This is a genomic window from Burkholderia sp. BC1 (assembly GCF_052683555.1).
Window position 1 is genome coordinate 24515 of the sequence record NZ_JBQYLP010000010.1, and the last position, 17876, is coordinate 42390.

Genomic DNA, 17876 nt, shown 5'->3' on the forward strand with positions numbered 1-17876 from the left:
ACATGTTGCTGATCGAATGTCCGTGGTGCGGGCCGCGCGCCGAATCCGAGTTCACGTGCGGCGGCGAAGCCGACATCGTGCGCCCGGTCGCGAATGAAACGATGACCGACCGCGAGTGGGGCGAGTACGTGTTCATGCGCGAGAACAAGCGCGGGCTCCACAAGGAGCAATGGCTGCACACGCAGGGCTGCCGCCGCTGGTTCAAGGTCACGCGCGACACCGTCACGTACGAAATCAAGAGCTACGAGAAGTTCGGCGGGGCGACCGCCGGCAACGCACACGAAGAGGGCACGAGCAAATGAGCCAGAAAGACCGCCTCGGCACCGGTGGCCGCATCAATCGCGCGATTCCGCTGACGTTCACGTTCAACGGACGCACGTATCAGGGCTTCCAGGGCGACACGCTCGCGTCCGCACTGCTCGCGAACGGCGTGCACTTCGTTGCGCGCAGCTTCAAGTATCACCGTCCGCGCGGGATCGTGACGGCCGGCGTCGAGGAACCGAACGCCGTCGTGCAGCTCGAGTCGGGCCCGTACACGGTGCCGAACGCACGCGCGACCGAGATCGAGCTGTATCAGGGGCTCGTCGCGACGAGCGTGAATGCGGAGCCGTCGCTCGAGAACGACAAGTACGCGATCAACCAGAAGCTGTCGCGTTTCCTGCCCGCCGGTTTCTACTACAAGACCTTCATGTGGCCGCGCAAGATGTGGCCGAAGTATGAAGAGAAGATCCGCGAGGCGGCCGGCCTCGGCAAGGCGCCCGACACGCTCGACGCCGATCGCTACGACAAGTGCTACGCGCATTGCGACGTGCTCGTGGTCGGCGGTGGCCCGTCGGGTCTCGCCGCTGCGCACGCGGCCGCGACGGCCGGCGCGCGCGTCATTCTCGTCGACGATCAGCGCGAGCTCGGCGGCAGCCTGCTGTCGTGCCGTGCGGAGATCGACGGCAAGCCGGCGCTGCAATGGGTCGAGAAGATCGAGGCCGAGCTGCGCAAGCTGCCGGACGTGACGATCCTGTCGCGCAGCACCGCGTTCGGCTATCAGGATCACAACCTCGTGACGATCACGCAGCGCCTGACCGATCATCTGCCGGTGTCGATGCGCAAGGGCACGCGCGAACTGCTGTGGAAGGTGCGTGCGAAGCGCGTGATTCTCGCGACCGGCGCGCACGAGCGGCCGATCGTATTCGGCAACAACGATCTGCCCGGCGTGATGCTGGCCGGCGCGGTGTCGACCTACATTCATCGCTTCGGCGTGCTGCCGGGGCGCAACGCGGTCGTGTTCACGAACAACGACCGTGCGTACCAGACCGCGCTCGATCTGAAGGCCTGCGGCGCGAAGGTGACGGTCGTCGATTCGCGCGCGTCGTCGAACGGCGCGCTGCCGGCCGCGGCGAAGCGGCAGGGCGTGACGGTGATGAGCGGAACGGTCGTAACGGCTGCATCGGGCAAATGGCGCGTATCGTCGGTCGACGTCGCGTCCTATACGAACGGCCAGACCGGCGGCAAGCTGCAGACGCTGCCGTGCGACCTCCTCGCGATGTCGGGCGGCTTCAGCCCCGTGCTGCACCTGTTCGCGCAGTCGGGCGGCAAGGCATGCTGGAGCGACGAGAAGGCGTGCTTCCTGCCCGGCAAGCCGGTGCAGGCCGAGGCGAGCGTCGGCGCGGCCGCCGGCGAGTTCGGGCTGGCGCGCGCACTGCGCCTCGCGCTCGACGCCGGTGCGGAAGCCGCGAAGGCGGCCGGCTTCACGGCCGCGCAGCGCCCGGTGGCGCCGCAGGTTGCCGAAACGGTCGAAGGCGCACTGCAGCCGCTCTGGCTCGTCGGCAGCCGCGAGGCCGCCGCGCGCGGGCCGAAGCAGTTCGTCGACTTCCAGAACGACGTGTCGGCGGCGGACATCCTGCTTGCCGCACGCGAAGGCTTCGAGTCGATCGAGCACGTGAAGCGCTATACCGCGATGGGCTTCGGCACCGATCAGGGCAAGCTCGGCAACATCAACGGGATGGCGATTCTCGCGCAGGCGCTCGGCAAGACGATTCCGGAAACGGGCACGACGACGTTCCGCCCGAACTACACGCCGGTATCGTTCGGCACGTTCGCGGGCCGCGAGCTCGGCGACTTCCTCGATCCGATCCGCAAGACCTGCGTGCACGAATGGCACGTCGAGCACGGCGCGATGTTCGAGGACGTCGGCAACTGGAAGCGCCCGTGGTACTTCCCGAAGAAGGGCGAGGACCTGCATGCGGCCGTGAAGCGCGAATGCCTGGCGGTACGCAACAGCGTCGGCATTCTCGATGCCTCGACGCTCGGCAAGATCGACATCCAGGGCCCCGATGCGGTGAAGCTGCTGAACTGGATGTACACGAACCCGTGGAACAAGCTCGAGGTCGGTAAGTGCCGCTACGGGCTGATGCTCGACGAAAACGGCATGGTGTTCGACGACGGCGTGACGGTGCGCCTCGCCGATCAGCATTTCATGATGACGACGACGACGGGCGGCGCGGCACGCGTGCTGACCTGGCTCGAGCGCTGGCTGCAGACGGAATGGCCCGACATGAAGGTGCGCCTCGCGTCGGTCACCGATCACTGGGCGACGTTCGCGGTGGTCGGCCCGAAGAGCCGCAAGGTCGTGCAGAAGGTCTGCCAGGACATCGATTTCGGCAACGAAGCGTTCCCGTTCATGAGCTACCGGAACGGCACCGTCGCGGGCGTGAAGGCGCGCGTGATGCGGATCAGCTTCTCGGGCGAGCTCGCTTACGAAGTCAACGTGCCGGCCAATGCGGGCCGCGCGGTGTGGGAAGCGTTGATGGCGGCGGGCGCCGAGTTCGACATCACGCCGTACGGCACCGAGACGATGCACGTGCTGCGCGCGGAGAAGGGCTACATCATCGTCGGTCAGGACACCGACGGCTCGGTCACGCCGTACGACCTCGGGATGGGCGGCCTCGTCGCGAAGTCGAAGGACTTCCTCGGCAAGCGTTCGCTGTCGCGTTCGGACACCGCGAAGGAAGGCCGCAAGCAGTTCGTCGGCCTGCTGACCGAGGACGAGCAGTTCGTGCTGCCGGAAGGCGCGCAGATCGTCGCGAAGGACACGCAGATTTCGACGGTCGAACCGACGCCGATGATCGGCCATGTGACGTCGAGCTACTACAGCCCGATCCTCAAGCGCTCGATCGCGCTGGCAGTCGTGAAGGGCGGGTTGAACAAGATGGGCGAGAGCGTCGTGATTCCGCTGGCCAACGGCAAGCGCGTCACCGCGAAGATCTCGAGCCCGGTTTTCTACGATACGGAAGGGGTGCGCCAGCATGTGGAATGAGACCAGAAACCAGACGCCGGTGGCGGGCACGGGCAGCGTGCGGCTCGAGTCGCCGTTCGTCGGCGCGGCCGACCTGCTGAAAACGCATCAGGCGCGCGCCTCGAAGAAGTTCACGCTGCGCGAGCGGCCGTTCCTCGATCTCGTGAACGTGCGCGGTGAGCTGAGCGATCCGGCGTTCGTCAGCGCGTTCGAACGCGTGGTCGGCTGCCGGCCGCCGGCCGAGCCGAACACCGTCGCGCGCAGCGCCGATTACGACGTGCTGTGGCTCGGCCCCGACGAATGGCTCGTGCGCTCGAACGGGCCCGTGCAGGCCGGCGTGCTCGAAGCGCAGCTCGCCGAGGCCGTGCAGGGCTCGTATGCAGCGGCGGTCGACGTCGGCAGCGGCTACACGGTCGTCGAGATCAGCGGCGAGCGCGTGCGCGACGTGCTCGCACGCGGCTGCCCGCTCGATCTGCATCCGCGCGTGCTGAAGCCGGGCCAGTGCGCGCAGTCGCACTACTTCAAGGCCTCGATCGTGCTGATCCCGACCGGCGACGAATCGTACGAGCTCGTCGTGCGCCGCAGCTTCGCCGACTATTTCGTGCGCATCATGCTCGACGCCGCGGCGCCGCTCGCATCATGAAGCCGTTCGACGAACCGTTCGCGGCGATCGACGGACCGCGCCTGCGCGGGCGCGGCTGGAGCGTGTTCGTCGACGAACTGAAGGTGCCCGCGCGCGTCGGCATTCATGCGCACGAGCACGAAGCGCCGCAGCCGATCGTGATCGATGCGCGGCTCGAGTATCGCTGCGAGCCGAGCGAGCAAGGCGAGTGGATCGATTACGACGGCTACTGCGCGCGCATCGCGTCGTATCTCGCGCACAAGCCGCATACGCGCTTGCTCGAGACGCTCGTCGCCGATATCGCGGCGCTGTCGTTTCGCGAATGGCCCGCGCTCGAATCGCTGACGCTGTCGGTGCACAAGCCGAAGATCCGGCCCGGCACGAAGCGCGTCGGCGTGTCGCTCGACTGGACGCGCGGCGATTATCTGCGGTGGACGGGCGCGGCCGGGCAGATCTGAGCGCTGGCGGTGCGGGCGGGATTATTCCTGGAATATCGGAATAATCGATGCGACCGGCGAGAAACGGCCCATTGTTCCTGAAATATCGGAACAATGGGCCGTTTTGCATTGGCGCGCCTATAGCTCCGATATTTTCTTGACTATGCTGTTCCGTCGCGGCGACAACGCTTTATGCTTGCCTGCCTGCTCCGAGATCCGCGCGGCGCCCGCTTACGGCTTGCGCGGCGCCGGCGACGAATCGCTGACCGGCACCATGCGCGCCTTCGCATCACTGGCGGCTTTCGCCTCGTCGGCCGGTTCCAGCACGAAGCGGAACGAGTCGACGCGCTGCAGTACCTTGGCCGCATACGCATTCGATCCGCCGTAACTCTTCAGCGCGGCCTGTACGTTGCCGCCGGCCGCCTTCACATACCCGGACAGGATGGCCGAGCCGGCCTCGACGTTCGCGTTCGGTTCGGTCAGATCCTTCACGTTGCGCAGCAGCCCGCGATGCGCGGCCGGCACGACCTGCATCAGCCCGGTCGCGCCATGCTGGCCGCGCGCCTTTTCCTGGAAGCGCGATTCGATCGAGATGATCGCGTAGACGAGCGCCGGCGGCAGCGAATATTTCGTCGCCGTCGCGCTGACGATGTCCGCGAGCTTGATCGCCTTTTCCTTCGCGACGCCGAACTTCTTCGTCAGATACGCCGTAATCCGCCGATTGGCTTCGTTCGGCTGATCGGCGGCGGCGAGCGGATCGGACGCGGGCAGCGCGATCGATGCGGCCGCAACGTCCGCGGCAGCGGGCGCGGCCGGCGCCGATGCCGATTGCGCCGACGCCTGGTGCGCGACGCCGAACGAAAGCACGATCAGCCAGAGTAACCGTCGCATGGGCGAATGAGGGAGAACGGAAGGCGCACAGTATATCGGCCAATTCCGCCGCGCATTCGAAGCGGCGCTCGAACGAAAGCGATCTGTAGGTGTGTGACGGGCGGCGCCGAAGCGGTTGCATGAACACGCAACGGCGTCCTGACGAACGCTCGCGTCGCGGCACGCGTTAGGCGCTATGCGCGTCGCGCGGCCGCGATGCGCGCGACCGCGCCGATCGCATCGCTGACGAGCACCGCGAGCAGCCCGACGATCACGCCGCCTTGCAGCACGAACGCGGTGTTCGACGTCTGCAGGCCGGCGATGATCACGTCGCCGAGCCCGCGCGCCGCGACGGTCGAGCCGATCGTCGCGGTGCCGAGATTGATCACGACCGCGAGCCGGATGCCGTTGACGATCACCGGGAACGCGAGCGGCAGCTCGACCGACATCAGCCGCTGCCAGCCGCTCATCCCCATCCCGCGCGCGGCTTCGACGACGTCGCGCGGCACGTCCTCGAGCCCTGCGATCGTGCTTTCGAACACGGGCAGCAGCCCGTACAGCACGAGCGCGATCAGCACGGGCTTCAATCCGAAGCCGACGGCCGGCACGGCAAGCGCGAGCACGGCGACCGGCGGAAACGTCTGACCGATGTCGACGATGCTGCGTGCGACGGGCAGGAAATCCGCGCCGAACGGCCGTGTGACGGCGATGCCGGCCGCGACCGCGATCAGCGTGCCGATCGCGCTCGACAGCGCGACCGTACCGAGATGCGCGAGCGTGAGATCGAGCAGGCTTGCGCGATCGTAGATCACCGGCGCGCCGTTGTCGGCGAACGGCGCGAAGCAGCCGTGCAGCCAGGCCGGGCGCAGCAGCAGCACGAGCAGCAGCGCGAGCGCGGCCGCGCGCGCCGCGGGCGCGACGAGCCGGCGCGCCGCGAACGGCCGCGACGCCGACGCTGTGCCGTGCAGCGCATCGCGCGCACTCATGCGGGCTTCCTCGCATGCGCGCGGATCGCGTCGAGCGTGATGCGGCGCGACGGACGGCCGTGGCCGTCGTCGACCGGCAGTGCGTCGACGCCGCGCCACAGCAGCTCGGAGATCGCATCGCGCAGCGTGCGCGCGGCCTCGATCGGCGCGCCGTCCGCGTGGCCCGCTTCGGCGACGGCGTCGACCGGTGTCAGCGCGAGCAGGCGCAACGGGCGGTCGACGCCCGCGACGAGCTGCTCGACGACGCCCGCGGCCGGATTGCCGAGTATGTCGGCCGGTGTCGCGACCTGCAGCAGGCGGCCGCCGTCCATCACGGCGATCGTGTCGCCGAGCTTCAGCGCTTCCTCGATGTCGTGCGTGACGATCACGACCGTGATGCCGAGGCGCCGCTGCAACGCGAGCAGATCGTCCTGCGCCTTGTTGCGGATGATCGGATCGAGCGCGCCGAACGGTTCGTCCATCAGCAGCATCGCGGGCTCGGCCGCGAGCGCACGCGCGACGCCGACGCGCTGTTGCTGGCCGCCCGACAGTTCGTGCGGCAGCTTGTCGGCGAACTCGGCCGGCGCGAGATGGAACAGCTCGAGCAGTTCGGCGACGCGCGCGCGGATGCGGTCGGGGCGCCAGCCGAGCAGGCGCGGCACCGTCGCGATGTTGCGCGCGACGCTCCAGTGCGGAAACAGGCCGTGCCCCTGGATCACGTAGCCGATGCGCCGCCGCAGCTGCTCGGGCGGCACGCCGGCCGTGTCGGTGCCGTCGATGCGGATCGTGCCGCTCGTCGGTGCGATCAGCCGGTTGATCATCCGCAGCAGCGTCGACTTGCCGCTGCCCGATGCGCCGACGAGCGCGGTGATGGTGCCTTGCTTCATCGTCAGCGAGACGTCGTCGACGGCGACGATGTCGCCGAAACGCTTGCCGACGCGATCGATCTCGATCATCCGGACCGTCCTTTCGCGAGCGACGTCGCGGCTTCGAAGACGACCGCGGCCGCGAGCGCGAGCGCGATCGTCGGAATCGCGCCGAGCAGCACGAGGTCGGCCGCCGATTGCCCGATTCCCTGGAAGATGAAGGTGCCGAACCCGCCGCCGCCGATCAGCGCGGCGACCGCGGTCAGCCCGATGTTCTGCACGAGCACGACGCGCACGCCGCTCAGGATCACCGGCAGCGCAAGCACGAGGTCGACGCGGAACAGCCGCTGCGCGCGCGTCATGCCCATCGCGCGCGCCGCTTCGGTCACATGCGGCGGCACCTGCGCGAGCCCGACCGCGACGCTCGACGCGATCGGCAGCAGCGAGTAGAGGAACAGCGCGAGCACGGCCGGCGCGACGCCGATGCCGCGCACGCCGAGCGCCGCCGCGAGCGGCACGTGCGCGGCGAGCAGGCCGAGCGGCGCCATCATCAGGCCGTACATCGCGATGCTCGGAATCGTCTGAACGATATTGAGCACCGGCATCACGATTGCACGCACCGGCGCCGCGCGCGCGCATGCGATGCCGAGCGGCAGCCCCGCGACGAGCGCGGCCGCGACGGAGCCGCCCGCGAGCGACAGATGACGGCTCGCCTCGCGCCAGAAGTCGTCGCTGCGCACCGCGTATTCGCGCATCACGGAGAGCCCGTCCCACCAGCCGGTCGCGAGCGGCACCGACACCGCCGCGATCGCGACGACGAGCGCGGCGAGCCGCCGCCACGGACCGAACGCGAGCCGCGCGAGCGCGTCCGCGACGAGCACGGCCCAGGCGAACAGCAGTACCCACACGCCGGCTGCCGGCGACACGCGCGCGAGCATGTCGTCGGGTGCGACCGCGTGCGACGTGGCGGCGCCGAGCGCATACGCGAGCGTCGCGAGCCAGGTGCAGCCGGCCGCGAGCCGCCACGTCGGGCGGCTCGCCGTCATCGCCCACAGGGCGCCGACGATCCACAGCGTCGCGAGCGCCGCACCCTGCGCGACCGGCAGCGCCGCGAACACCGACAGCCCGGTGCCGGCCGCGATACGATTCGGCCGCAGCACGACGAACGGCATGCCGAGCACGGCGACGATCGTCAGCACGCCGATCAGGATGCCGACCTTGTCCGGTGTCACGCGCCGCGCGCAGGCCGCCGCGCGCATCGTCATTTCACGAAGCCCTTCGATTTCAGATAGCTCTTGGCGACGCCGGCCGCCGGCTCGCCGTTGATCTGGATGCGTGCGTTGAGCATCTGCAGCGTCTTCAGATCGAGGCTCGCGAACACGGGCTTCAGATAGTCGGCGATCTGCGGATGCGCTTTCAGCACCGCTTCGCGGATCACCGGCGCCGGTGCATAGACGGGCTGCACGTGCTTGTCGTCGTCGAGCACCGTGAGCCCGCTCGATGCGATCCCGCCGTCGGTGCCGTACACCATCGCGGCGTTCACGCCGTCGGTCTGGTTCGCGGCCGCCTTGATCGTCGCGGCCGTGTCGCCGCCGGACAGCACGACGAGCTGATCGGGCTTCAGCTTGAAGCCGTACGCCTTCTCGAACGACGGCAGCGCCGATGCGCTGTTGACGAATTCCGCCGATGCCGCGAGCTTCACGTTGCCGCCGCCCGCGACCCATTTGCCGAAATCGCTGAAGGTCTTCAGATGCCGCGCCTGCGCGACCGACGACAGCACGGCGACGCCCCACGTGTTGTTGGCGGGCGCCGGCGCGAGCCACACGAGGTGGTTCGCCGCATAGTCGAGCTGCTTCGCGGTGTCGTAGCCCTGGCTCGCGTTCTTCCAGACCGGATCGTCAGCCTTGTTGAAGAAGAAGGCGGCGTTGCCGGTGTATTCGGGGTAGATGTCGATCTCGCCGCTCGTCAGCGCCTTGCGTACGATCGGCGTCGCGCCGAGCGCGATCTTTTCGGTGACGGGAATGCCGTGCGCCTTCAGCACCTGCGCGATCACGTTGCCGAGCAGGTTGCCTTCGGTGTCGATCTTCGACGATACGACGACGGGCGCATCCGCGTGTGCACCGGGTGCGACGACGGATGCGGCGAGTGCGAGGCCCAGGATCCGGGCGGGCAGGGCGAGCTTCATCGTGGCCAATCTCCAGGACGGGGGCGTACGCCGAAACTTACTTGACTGAGCCCGCTTTGGCAAACCGCGTGCGGCCGCGTGGCCCCTACGCGCGTGGGGACAACCGGCGGCCGGCGCGCGGCCTTGCTACACTGCAAGCCGTTCCCGCCCTGCGGACATCTGCTGCCATGAAACCGGAACTGCTGGTCCTCATTGCGCTGCGCGACGACGCGCAGCGCCGCATTGCCGCGTCGTTCGAGGTGCGCTACGCACCGACGGCCGAGCTGCGCGCACGCACGATCGCCAAGCACGGCGGCACGATCCGCGCGGTGCTGACCAACGGCAGCACGGGGCTCGCCGCGCACGAGATCGATGCACTGCCGCAGGTCACGCTCGTCGGCGCGCTCGGCGCCGGCTACGAGCAGATCGACGTCGCGCATGCCAAGGCGCGCGGGATCGCGGTCGTCACCGGCGCCGGCACCAACGACGACTGCGTCGCCGATCATGCGTTCGCACTGCTGCTCGCCGCGGTACGCGGCATCGTGCGGCTCGATGCGGCGACGCGCGCGGGCGTCTGGCGCGACGCGCTGCCGATGCCGCCGAACGTGTCGGGCAAGCGGCTCGGCATCGTCGGGCTCGGCCGGATCGGCGAGAAATGCGCGCGGCGCGCGGCGGGCTTCGACATCGAGATCGGCTATCACAACCGCGCGGCGAAGCAGGTTCCGTACCGCTACTTCGAACGGCTCGACGCGCTCGCGCAGTGGGCCGATTTTCTGATCGTCGCGACGCCGGGCGGTGCGGGCACGCGCCATCTGATCGACCGCACGGTGCTCGATGCGCTCGGCCCGCACGGGTTTCTCGTCAACGTTTCGCGCGGCAGCGTCGTCGATACCGCTGCCTTGGCAGACGCGCTGCGCGAACGGCGCCTCGCGGGCGCGGCGCTCGACGTGTACGAAGGCGAACCCGAACCGCCGCGCGCGCTGACCGCGCTCGACAACGTCGTGCTGACGCCGCACCTCGGCGGCTGGTCGCCCGAGGCGCTCGATCGTTCGGTGCAGCAGTTTCTCGACAACGCCGCGCGGCATTTCGCGGGCGAGCCGCTGCTCACGCCGCTGTGAGTGCGGCCGCCGCCGCGCACATCACGCATCTTTTTCTTCTACGAAGGAATTCCGATGTTGACGTACATCGCTGAAGTGGAATGGCAGGCCGCCCCCGACGACAAGTTCGTCGACAACCGCTACAGCCGCCGGCACGAATGGCGTTTCGACGGCGGCGTGACGGTGCCTGCGTCGAGTTCGCCGCACGTCGTGCGCGTGCCGTTCTCCGATCCGGCCGCGGTCGACCCGGAAGAGGCGTTCGTCGCCGCGCTGTCGAGCTGTCACATGCTGTGGTTTCTGTCGATCGCCGCGCAGCGGCGCTTCGTCGTGACGCGCTATCGCGACGCGGCCGAAGGCACGATGGCGAAGAACGACGCCGGCAAGGAAGTCGTGACGCGCATCGTGCTGAAGCCGGCCGTCACGTTCGGCGGCGAGCGTGCGCCGACCGACGACGAAGTCGCGGCGCTGCATCACGCCGCGCACGACGCCTGCTTTCTCGCGAATTCGGTGCGCACGACGATCGACGTCGAAGGGACGTGGGAACATCGCGCGCAATGAGTGCACCGTAGACGCGCACGCACGACCGCTCGCGCGATCGTGCGTGCTGCGCCGGTCCTGCCGTGTGTTACACGCGATGGCCGATCGACTGCGTCAGATAGCGCGCGAGTTCGTCGCGCGTAAACGTCGGCTCCTCGATGCCGCTGCCCTGTAGTGCCGCCTGCACGCGGTCGCAGCGCCACCGGTACGTGTCCTGATAGAGCTCGACGGTGGAGCGTCCGTCGTACATCACGTCGCGGAACAGGCTCAGCAGCGGATAGAGCGGCGCGGCCGTGTCGTGCTGCCAGCCGTCGAGCCATTGACGGAACGGCACGGTCTCGAAGCGCAATCCGAAATGCCGTTCGAGGCGCTCGAAGAATTGCCGGAGCGTCAGGTTGTTGTCGTCGGTATGCACGAGGTTGTACTTGTGGCCGAGCGCCGACGGATTGCGCGAAATATGCGCGATCGCGCGCGTCATGTAGTCGACGGTCGTCAGCCCTTCGCGCAGATTGCGCAGATCGGGAATCTGCTGCTGATCGATGCAGGTGCGCACGAGCCGCCCCCACCACTGATAGTTCGCGCTGAGCCCCGTGTCGCGATGGAACGTCGCGTAGCCGAGGCGGAACGTCATCAGCGGCAACCCGCGCGACGCCGCGAGATCGGCCACTTTCTCCATCACCCACTTGCTGCGCACGTAGCCGATATCCGTCATCACGGCCGGCAGGTTCTGATCGATGTCGTCGTCTTCGGACACCGTCGTCTTGCCGGTGTGCAGATGGCCCCAGCTGTAGACCGAAATCGTCGACAGCAGCATGAGCGCCTTCGGCTGGCCGTCCGCCGCGAACGCGAGCACGCGCTTGAGCCCGTCGACGTTGTCGGTGCGCATGTACGAATACGGCTGAATGAAGTTGACCGCGCTCGCCGAGTGATAGATCACGTCGACGCAGCCCGCCAGCGTGCGGTAATCGGCATCGCTCATGCCGAGCCGCGGCAGCGACAGGTCCGCCGCATGTGCGACCCAGCGCGACGAATCGGGCAGCGCGACGCGATAGCGCTGCGCCTGTTCGACGATCCGCGCGCGGGCGGATGTGCCATCGGCCGCGCGCACCGTACAGTGCACGACCGCGTCGGTGCGCTCGAGCAGATCGGCCAGCAGATGCACGCCGACGAAGCCCGTCGCGCCCGTCAGCAAAATATGTGCGGGCCGTTCGAGCCGGCGCGTATCGAACGGGCGGAACGAAGCGATGCCGTCCGGCAGCGCGATGTCGTCGCGCAGCGCGCGCGCCGGCTCCGCATCGAGCAGCGACTGCCGCTCGTGGAGCCGCGCTTCGAGGCGCTCGCGCAGCGCGGCGCCCGTCGGACACTCGTACACGTCGCGCACGTAGACCTTCATCCGCAACGTTTCGCCGAGGCGGCGCACGAACTCGGCGATCAGCAGCGAGTGGCCGCCGATGTCGAAGAAATTGTCGGCCGGCCCGAAATCGGTATGACCGAGGATCGGTGCGAGCGTCCGCGCGATCGCGGTGTCGATGCTGTCGTCGCGCCAGCCCGCTTGCGATGCACGCGCCGCGCTGCCGTCGTCGAGTTCGCGCAGCGCGGCCTTGTCGACCTTGCCGTTTAGCGTGACGGGAAGCTCGGGCAGCACGACGTAGCGGCGCGGACGCATGTAGTGCGGCAGGCACGCGCGGATCCGCGTGCGGATCGAGCCGATCACGTCGCCGTTCGCGTGCTCGGCGTCGGGCACGACGAACGCGACGATTTCCTTCGCATTCGACGCGTCCTCGACGGCAATCACCGCGCACTTGCGGATGCCGGGCTGCGTCGACAGCACCGACGCGATCTCGCCGAGCTCGACACGGTGGCCGCGGATCTTCAATTGATCGTCCATGCGCCCGAGATACTGGATCGTGCCGTCGGGCAACCGGCGTCCGAGATCGCCCGTGCGGTACAGCCGCTGCGAGCGATCGTGCGGCAGCGCGACGAACTTGTCGTGCGTGAGCGACGGGTCGTTCAGATAGCCGCGCGCGACGCACGGGCCCGCGATGCAGAGCTCGCCGACCTGGCCGTCGGGCAGCGGCGCGAGTTGAGCGTCGAGCACATGGATCGTCGCGCCGGGCACCGGATGACCGATCGACGAAGGGCGGCCGAGCGTCGCGCTCGGCACGCGATGCATCGTCGCGAAGATCGTCGTCTCGGTCGGTCCGTAGAAGTCGATCAGCGTGTACGTCGTGCCGTCGGTGTCGACCGGCTGCAGCTTTTCGCCGGCCGTGAACAGGTAGCGCAGCGCCAGATCGCTGCCGCGCGAGGCGCGCACGAAGTCGGGCACCATCACGGTCGGGACGAACGCGTGCGTGGTCGCATGGTCGCGATGAAACGCGACCAGCGCATCGGCGTCGGGGCGGATCTCTTCGTCGGGCAACAGCAGCGTCGCGCCGGCCGTCAGTGCCGACCAGATCTCCCACTGCGAGATGTCGAAACTCAGCCCTGCCATTAGCGGCATCCGGCTCGCGGCCGTCACGCCGAACTGCCGGTTGTGCCAGTCGACTAGCCGCGCGACCGCATGATGCTCGATTTCGACGCCCTTCGGCCGGCCGGTCGTGCCCGACGTGAAAATCACGTAGAGCAGATCGTGCGGCGCCGGTGTGCGCAACTCGCCGTCGGGCGCATCGTCGCCGATCAGCGACGCGACCGCGAGCGGCGCGACGCCCGCGCTCGACGGTTCGGCGGCCGCATTGGCGCGCGCGTGGAGCGCGACGGTCGCACCGCTTTGTTCGTAGATGTGGCGTTTGCGCTCCGCCGGATACGCATCGTCGATCGGAATGTAGGCGGCGCCGGCCTTCAGCACGCCGAGCAGCGCCACGAGGAAATCGGCGGAGCGCACGGCTTCGACCGGGACGAGGCTGCCCGGCGCGACGCCGCGCGCGATCAGCGCCCGCGCGACGCGATTGCTGCGCGCGTCCAGTTCGCCGTAGGTCAGCGATGCATCGCGCGAGAGAACCGCGATGCGATTCGGCGCTTCTGCTGCGCGTGCAGCAAAGGCGTGCAGAACGGTCGACTCGACTGTTTCAATTCCCATGAAAATCCTCCTTTGATACTGCGGTGAGCGAGTTTCAAATACGGATCAAAAATCGTTGGGTAAATAGCGGGCAAATGATCGTCCAATAGACGATCACTGCATTTCGCGCGATTTTTTTTCGATGGCGACGACGGCTTTTTCCGCCGCGATCGCGCGTACCTCTGCGCGCGGCGCGCAAGCGGCCGCACCCGGACGAGCAGGCGAGACAACGGCTTGACGGGATGAATCGAAAAAGACGCGGCGGTCTTGATGGCGGACAACGAGCGCGACTAACTCATGTGCGTGGCCCCGAGGCGTGTACTTGGTCGGTGTCGTTTTGAAGCGGATGGCGCACAGGCTTTATATGCCGGTTTCCATAAAAATGCAAACGTAATTCCACTTTTAATTTTTCTTGAATTAAGCGGAGTTTCGTTTCGCTTTTTTATGGCGCGCCAATGAAAAACGGGCGGCGGCGAATTGCGTTCGCCACCGCCCGTTTCGTTTCGTCTGCCGACGCCTCGTGTGCGCGTTTGCGTCCACGCTCGCGCGCCGTCAGCCGTCGTCGGCCTTCGCCTGCAGATCCTTCAAGCCCTGAATCACGACCAGCAGCGCACGCCCGTGCTCGTCGGAGCCGTCCCAGGCGTCGACGATCGCGTCGCGCAGCAGATCGTTGTAGCGGCGCCGCGCAGGAGCGGTATCGAGGCCGTAGAAACTGCATAGCTTATTGAATGGCGCGCTGCGCCGCAGCCGCTGCCCTTTCGACAGCCGCAGACGCGACACCGTGGGCTGGCTGACGCCCGAAAGCCGCGCGATTTCGCTGGACGAGCGCGTATCCGCCAACAGATGGCGCAACAGGTCTTGAACAGGAAAATCATTGTCCGGGGCTTCCATGCGATGCATTATACCTATACAGTTACGGTTGTTGAATGGGCTTGCTGTCTGCAGCGAGCGGCTGTATCCGAGAAAGTCGATGACACTGAAACACCTCCCTCCCACGTTCTGCTGGACGAAGATCGGTACCGAGTCCGGCGACGAACTGCCGACCGTCGTGCTCCGCAAGGAATGGGAGCGCAGGCTCGGCGGCGGGCGCTTTCTGTGGGGCATCAACCAGCCGCTCGGCAGCAGCGCGCAAGTCGCCGCGCATCGCACCGGTTCGCTGCTCGCGCTGTTTTCGCCGGTCGCGTCGCGCTCGCGCAGCGGCGAGCGCAAGCGCGAGGACGCATTGCTGTGGAATGCGTGGATCGATGCGAGCGGGCAAGTGCGGCAGCTGCCGCCGCATGCGTTCATCGCGAGCCGTGCAACGCTGCCGTCGGGGCGCCGTCGCGAGCAGCACTACGCGCTCGTCTGCATGTCGTCCACCGCGCTGACGGTCGGCACGCAGCTGCGCGTGTTCCCCGAGCATCTGCGCAGCGTGAGCACCGGCAAGCCGCTCGGCGCCGCGAAAGGCGCGGCCGTCGTCGACTGCGTCGGGCGTGCGAAGGAGCAAACGGGCAAGAGCTATCCGCTCGCGTTGTCGGTCGAACTCGAGGCGCCGTATTTCGTGCGGCTCGCGCAGCCGAGCGTGCTGAAGGCGCGCGATCTCGCGGAGGTCAACAAGGCGACGCGCGCGGGCGACTTCGAGCGTTTCGTCGAGCTCGTCGTGCGCTTGCGCGGCCGTTCGTCGACGGATGCGGTGCGCGGCTTCACACGCGATCTGTTCGACGTGCCGCCGATCGAAACAGCCGCTGCGTATGTCGCGCCCGCGCATGTCGCGCGTTTGCGCACGCGGCCCGTGGCCGACCATGCGCGCGGGTTCACCGGCGATCTGTTCGATCTGTCGCCCGGCGAGGCGGCGGCGTTCGGCGCGCTCGCGCATCCGCGCGTCGGGCGCGCGTGACGTGCGCGTCGTCGGTGTTGCCGGCGCAAGAATTTGTTGCAATCTCGCCGTGGCGAATCGGCGAGCGCGGAGAGACAATCGGGTCGAAGCGCGCCGCGCGGCGGTCGATGCGTCGGCATGCAGCCGCCTATCGGGCGCCGGCCCGCTTCGTCACGCAACCTGAGGGAGAAGTGTCGATGTCGACCCACATCTGTTCACGAGAAGCCCGGGCCGCGCAACGCTTCGTCGAAGCGACGCGCAATGTCGATCAGGCGTTTCGCGCAGTGCGCGGCGAGGGCGATGACGAACGCGCGTCCACCGAATACGCGGCCGCGATGTCGCGCCTCGACCGTGCACTCGACGAACTCGCGCGTGCGCAGGCGTTCTTCGATCACGTCGTCAGCGCGGATGCTGCGCGACGCAATTGAGGCGCGTGTTTTTGCGGTCGTCCGTACGGCGTGATGCTGTGCGCTCTCGCATATCGGCGCCGCGTTCGAATTGCGCGTGAGTCGCGCGTTTTCAGCGATGAAGTCCGTTCGATTTCGTGCGTATGAAACGAAGCTGCGTTGCCTCGTCGTTTCGCAAGCGCTCGTGGCCGCATGCTACGCGGTCGGACGATGCGCTGACGATGCCTTTCCCCGTCTGAACTGAATCGCGCGCCGCGAACGCCGCCGTGCGTTCGACCGGTCATTGCCGCATGGTCGGTGCTTTATTCATTCAGTTATCTCCCGATCGAAATCGACAATCCACGCGTGCGACGCCCGCACCGCGCGCGCAGTTCACGATCGCAGGCGAGGCGCTGTTCCCGTTTGCGAAGTCGAGCCTCGATTCGATGCTGCCGGGCGGGCGCGCCGAGCTCGACGACGCGATCGCGAAAATCCGCGCGGAACGCGGCACGACGCGCATTGAAGTGGTCGGTCACACCGATCGCATCGGCTCGGATCAAAGCAACCGCGCACTGTCGCGTGCGCGGGCCGAAACGGTCAAGCGCTATCTGGTCGCGCACGGGCTCGACGCCGCACGCATCCGCACCGAAGGCGCAGGATCGTCGCAGCCCGTGTCGCATTGTCCGCCCGGCGAATCGCCGGCCGTCATCGCCTGCCTGCAGAAGGACCGGCGCGTGACGATCACCGTGTACGGCCAGGACTGACGCTCGCACCGGCATGCGCGCCCGCGCATGCCGGCGACGATCGATCGCGCGAACCTGTCGCGCAGGCGGCCGTGCGCTACGCGAGCCGCAAACCCCACATCGCGTCGAGCACGTGTTGCGTCGCACGCTCGACGTGTCCGGCACGATGCGCGATGCCGAGCCGTCGCCACAGGCCGGGCCGCAGCGGACGCATCACGATGCGCGCGTCGGCTAGCGGCGTCGCAGCCTCATGCGGCAGCAGCGCCGCACCGTAACCGGCCGCCACCAGACTCTTGATCGCGTCGTTGTAATTCAGCTGAATGCGCGGCGCCGGATGGTGTCCGGCCGCCGCGAACCATTCGGCCGTCAGCCGCGACAGATGCGTGCTCGCATCGTTGAGAACGAGCGGTCGCGTAGCGAGCCATGCGGGCGTCACGCGCGCCGGACAGCGCCAATGCGCCGGCACGAACGCCATCACGGGGTCGCGCCGCCACGGCTTGATCACGAGTCCGGCCACCGGCGGCTGCGGCAGTGCGACGAGCCCGACGTCGAGCGTGCCATCCACGAGCCGCGACAGCGTTTCCTGCGAAGTCAGCACGGCGATCTGAACGTCGATGGCGGGATGGGGCGCGCGCAGCGCGTCGAGCGCCTGCGGCAGCAGATGCGCGATCACGCCCGTCGACGCGCCGAGGCGCACGCGTCCTTCGAGCCCCGCGACCTGACGCTGAACGTCGTCGAGCGCCTGCTCGGCGTCGGCGAGCAGGCGACGCGCACGCTCGACCAGCACCGCGCCGATCGAGGTCGGCCCGACGTGCCCGCGCTTGCGCGACAGCAGCGGCGCGCCGATGCGCGCTTCGAGTTCGGCGATATGGAGGCTGACCGTCGGCGGCGCGAGGTGCAGCGCACGCGCCGCATCGGCGAACGAGCCGCGCTCGGCCACGACGACCAACGTGCGCAGGCGGTCCAGGCTGATCTCACGCATGGCGATGT

Annotated in this window: 16 protein-coding genes and 1 pseudogene; 9 read left to right on the forward strand and 8 right to left on the reverse strand. The window is 68.0% G+C overall.

Annotation, left to right across the window (positions count from 1 at the left end):
* Nucleotides 1-2 precede the first annotated feature (2 nt).
* The 4 genes from ACSHSS_RS07070 to ACSHSS_RS07085 are packed head-to-tail and all read left to right on the forward strand — an operon-like array spanning nt 3 to nt 4369.
* Nucleotides 3-302, forward strand: coding sequence for a sarcosine oxidase subunit delta (locus ACSHSS_RS07070; RefSeq protein WP_006396311.1), 300 nt, complete (start codon nt 3-5; stop codon nt 300-302).
* Nucleotides 299-3310 carry a sarcosine oxidase subunit alpha family protein gene (locus tag ACSHSS_RS07075; protein ID WP_012216439.1) on the forward strand — a complete coding sequence of 1004 codons (3012 nt, stop codon included), beginning with the start codon at nt 299-301 and terminating at the stop codon, nt 3308-3310. The genes ACSHSS_RS07070 and ACSHSS_RS07075 overlap by 4 nt, the downstream gene beginning before the upstream one ends.
* Nucleotides 3300-3932 (forward strand): sarcosine oxidase subunit gamma, encoded by a 633-nt coding sequence (locus ACSHSS_RS07080; protein WP_035955596.1) that lies wholly within the window; start codon nt 3300-3302, stop codon nt 3930-3932. Before ACSHSS_RS07075 ends, ACSHSS_RS07080 begins: the two co-directional genes overlap by 11 nt.
* Nucleotides 3929-4369, forward strand: a complete 441-nt coding sequence (locus ACSHSS_RS07085) for a dihydroneopterin aldolase (RefSeq protein WP_006396314.1) — start codon at nt 3929-3931, stop codon at nt 4367-4369. Before ACSHSS_RS07080 ends, ACSHSS_RS07085 begins: the two co-directional genes overlap by 4 nt.
* 210 nt (nt 4370-4579) lie before the next feature.
* On the opposite strand, the gene ACSHSS_RS07090 is transcribed toward ACSHSS_RS07085, so the two are convergent.
* The 5 genes from ACSHSS_RS07090 to osmF all read right to left on the reverse strand — a co-directional run bounded on the left by ACSHSS_RS07090 (nt 4580) and on the right by osmF (nt 9234).
* Nucleotides 4580-5239: a lytic transglycosylase domain-containing protein gene (locus tag ACSHSS_RS07090; protein WP_105855540.1), complete on the reverse strand. Its 660-nt coding sequence runs from the start codon at nt 5237-5239 to the stop codon at nt 4580-4582.
* 173 nt (nt 5240-5412) lie between these two features.
* Nucleotides 5413-6204: an ABC transporter permease gene (locus ACSHSS_RS07095; RefSeq protein ID WP_060095357.1), complete on the reverse strand. Its 792-nt coding sequence runs from the start codon at nt 6202-6204 to the stop codon at nt 5413-5415.
* The gene (locus ACSHSS_RS07100) at nt 6201-7139 is read right to left on the reverse strand and encodes an ABC transporter ATP-binding protein (protein ID WP_006415829.1); all 939 of its coding nucleotides are present in this window, start codon (nt 7137-7139) and stop codon (nt 6201-6203) included. Before ACSHSS_RS07100 ends, ACSHSS_RS07095 begins: the two co-directional genes overlap by 4 nt.
* Nucleotides 7136-8314 carry an ABC transporter permease gene (locus ACSHSS_RS07105; RefSeq protein ID WP_006415840.1) on the reverse strand — a complete coding sequence of 393 codons (1179 nt, stop codon included), beginning with the start codon at nt 8312-8314 and terminating at the stop codon, nt 7136-7138. Before ACSHSS_RS07105 ends, ACSHSS_RS07100 begins: the two co-directional genes overlap by 4 nt.
* Nucleotides 8311-9234 carry a glycine betaine ABC transporter substrate-binding protein OsmF gene (gene osmF / locus ACSHSS_RS07110; protein ID WP_006411484.1) on the reverse strand — a complete coding sequence of 308 codons (924 nt, stop codon included), beginning with the start codon at nt 9232-9234 and terminating at the stop codon, nt 8311-8313. Before osmF ends, ACSHSS_RS07105 begins: the two co-directional genes overlap by 4 nt.
* A gap of 167 nt (nt 9235-9401) precedes the next feature.
* Between osmF and ACSHSS_RS07115 the strand changes: the two genes are divergently transcribed.
* Nucleotides 9402-10331 carry a 2-hydroxyacid dehydrogenase gene (locus tag ACSHSS_RS07115; protein ID WP_105823115.1) on the forward strand — a complete coding sequence of 310 codons (930 nt, stop codon included), beginning with the start codon at nt 9402-9404 and terminating at the stop codon, nt 10329-10331.
* Nucleotides 10332-10385: 54 nt separating this feature from the next.
* Nucleotides 10386-10868, forward strand: a complete 483-nt coding sequence (locus ACSHSS_RS07120; protein ID WP_445544772.1) for an OsmC family protein — start codon at nt 10386-10388, stop codon at nt 10866-10868.
* A 67-nt stretch (nt 10869-10935) separates the two neighbouring features.
* Here ACSHSS_RS07120 and ACSHSS_RS07125 read toward each other — a convergent pair whose 3' ends face one another.
* Both ACSHSS_RS07125 and ACSHSS_RS07130 read right to left on the reverse strand, forming a co-directional pair.
* Nucleotides 10936-13923, reverse strand: coding sequence for an amino acid adenylation domain-containing protein (locus ACSHSS_RS07125; protein WP_175795045.1), 2988 nt, complete (start codon nt 13921-13923; stop codon nt 10936-10938).
* Between the two features lie 531 nt (nt 13924-14454).
* A complete protein-coding gene (locus ACSHSS_RS07130; protein WP_006396323.1) occupies nt 14455-14793 on the reverse strand; it encodes a helix-turn-helix domain-containing protein in 339 nt (112 codons plus the stop codon).
* A gap of 79 nt (nt 14794-14872) precedes the next feature.
* Between ACSHSS_RS07130 and ACSHSS_RS07135 the strand changes: the two genes are divergently transcribed.
* The 3 genes and pseudogenes from ACSHSS_RS07135 to ACSHSS_RS07145 all read left to right on the forward strand — a co-directional run.
* Entirely contained in the window at nt 14873-15778 is a 906-nt protein-coding gene (locus ACSHSS_RS07135; protein WP_105855538.1) for a hypothetical protein, read from the forward strand.
* A 176-nt stretch (nt 15779-15954) separates the two neighbouring features.
* The gene (locus tag ACSHSS_RS07140; RefSeq protein ID WP_006405996.1) at nt 15955-16185 is read left to right on the forward strand and encodes a hypothetical protein; all 231 of its coding nucleotides are present in this window, start codon (nt 15955-15957) and stop codon (nt 16183-16185) included.
* Between the two features lie 326 nt (nt 16186-16511).
* A pseudogene (locus ACSHSS_RS07145) lies at nt 16512-16907 on the forward strand (OmpA family protein); the annotation flags it as partial.
* 76 nt (nt 16908-16983) lie between these two features.
* Here ACSHSS_RS07145 and ACSHSS_RS07150 read toward each other — a convergent pair.
* Nucleotides 16984-17868 (reverse strand): LysR family transcriptional regulator, encoded by an 885-nt coding sequence (locus tag ACSHSS_RS07150; protein WP_105855537.1) that lies wholly within the window; start codon nt 17866-17868, stop codon nt 16984-16986.
* Nucleotides 17869-17876: the final 8 nt, after the last annotated feature.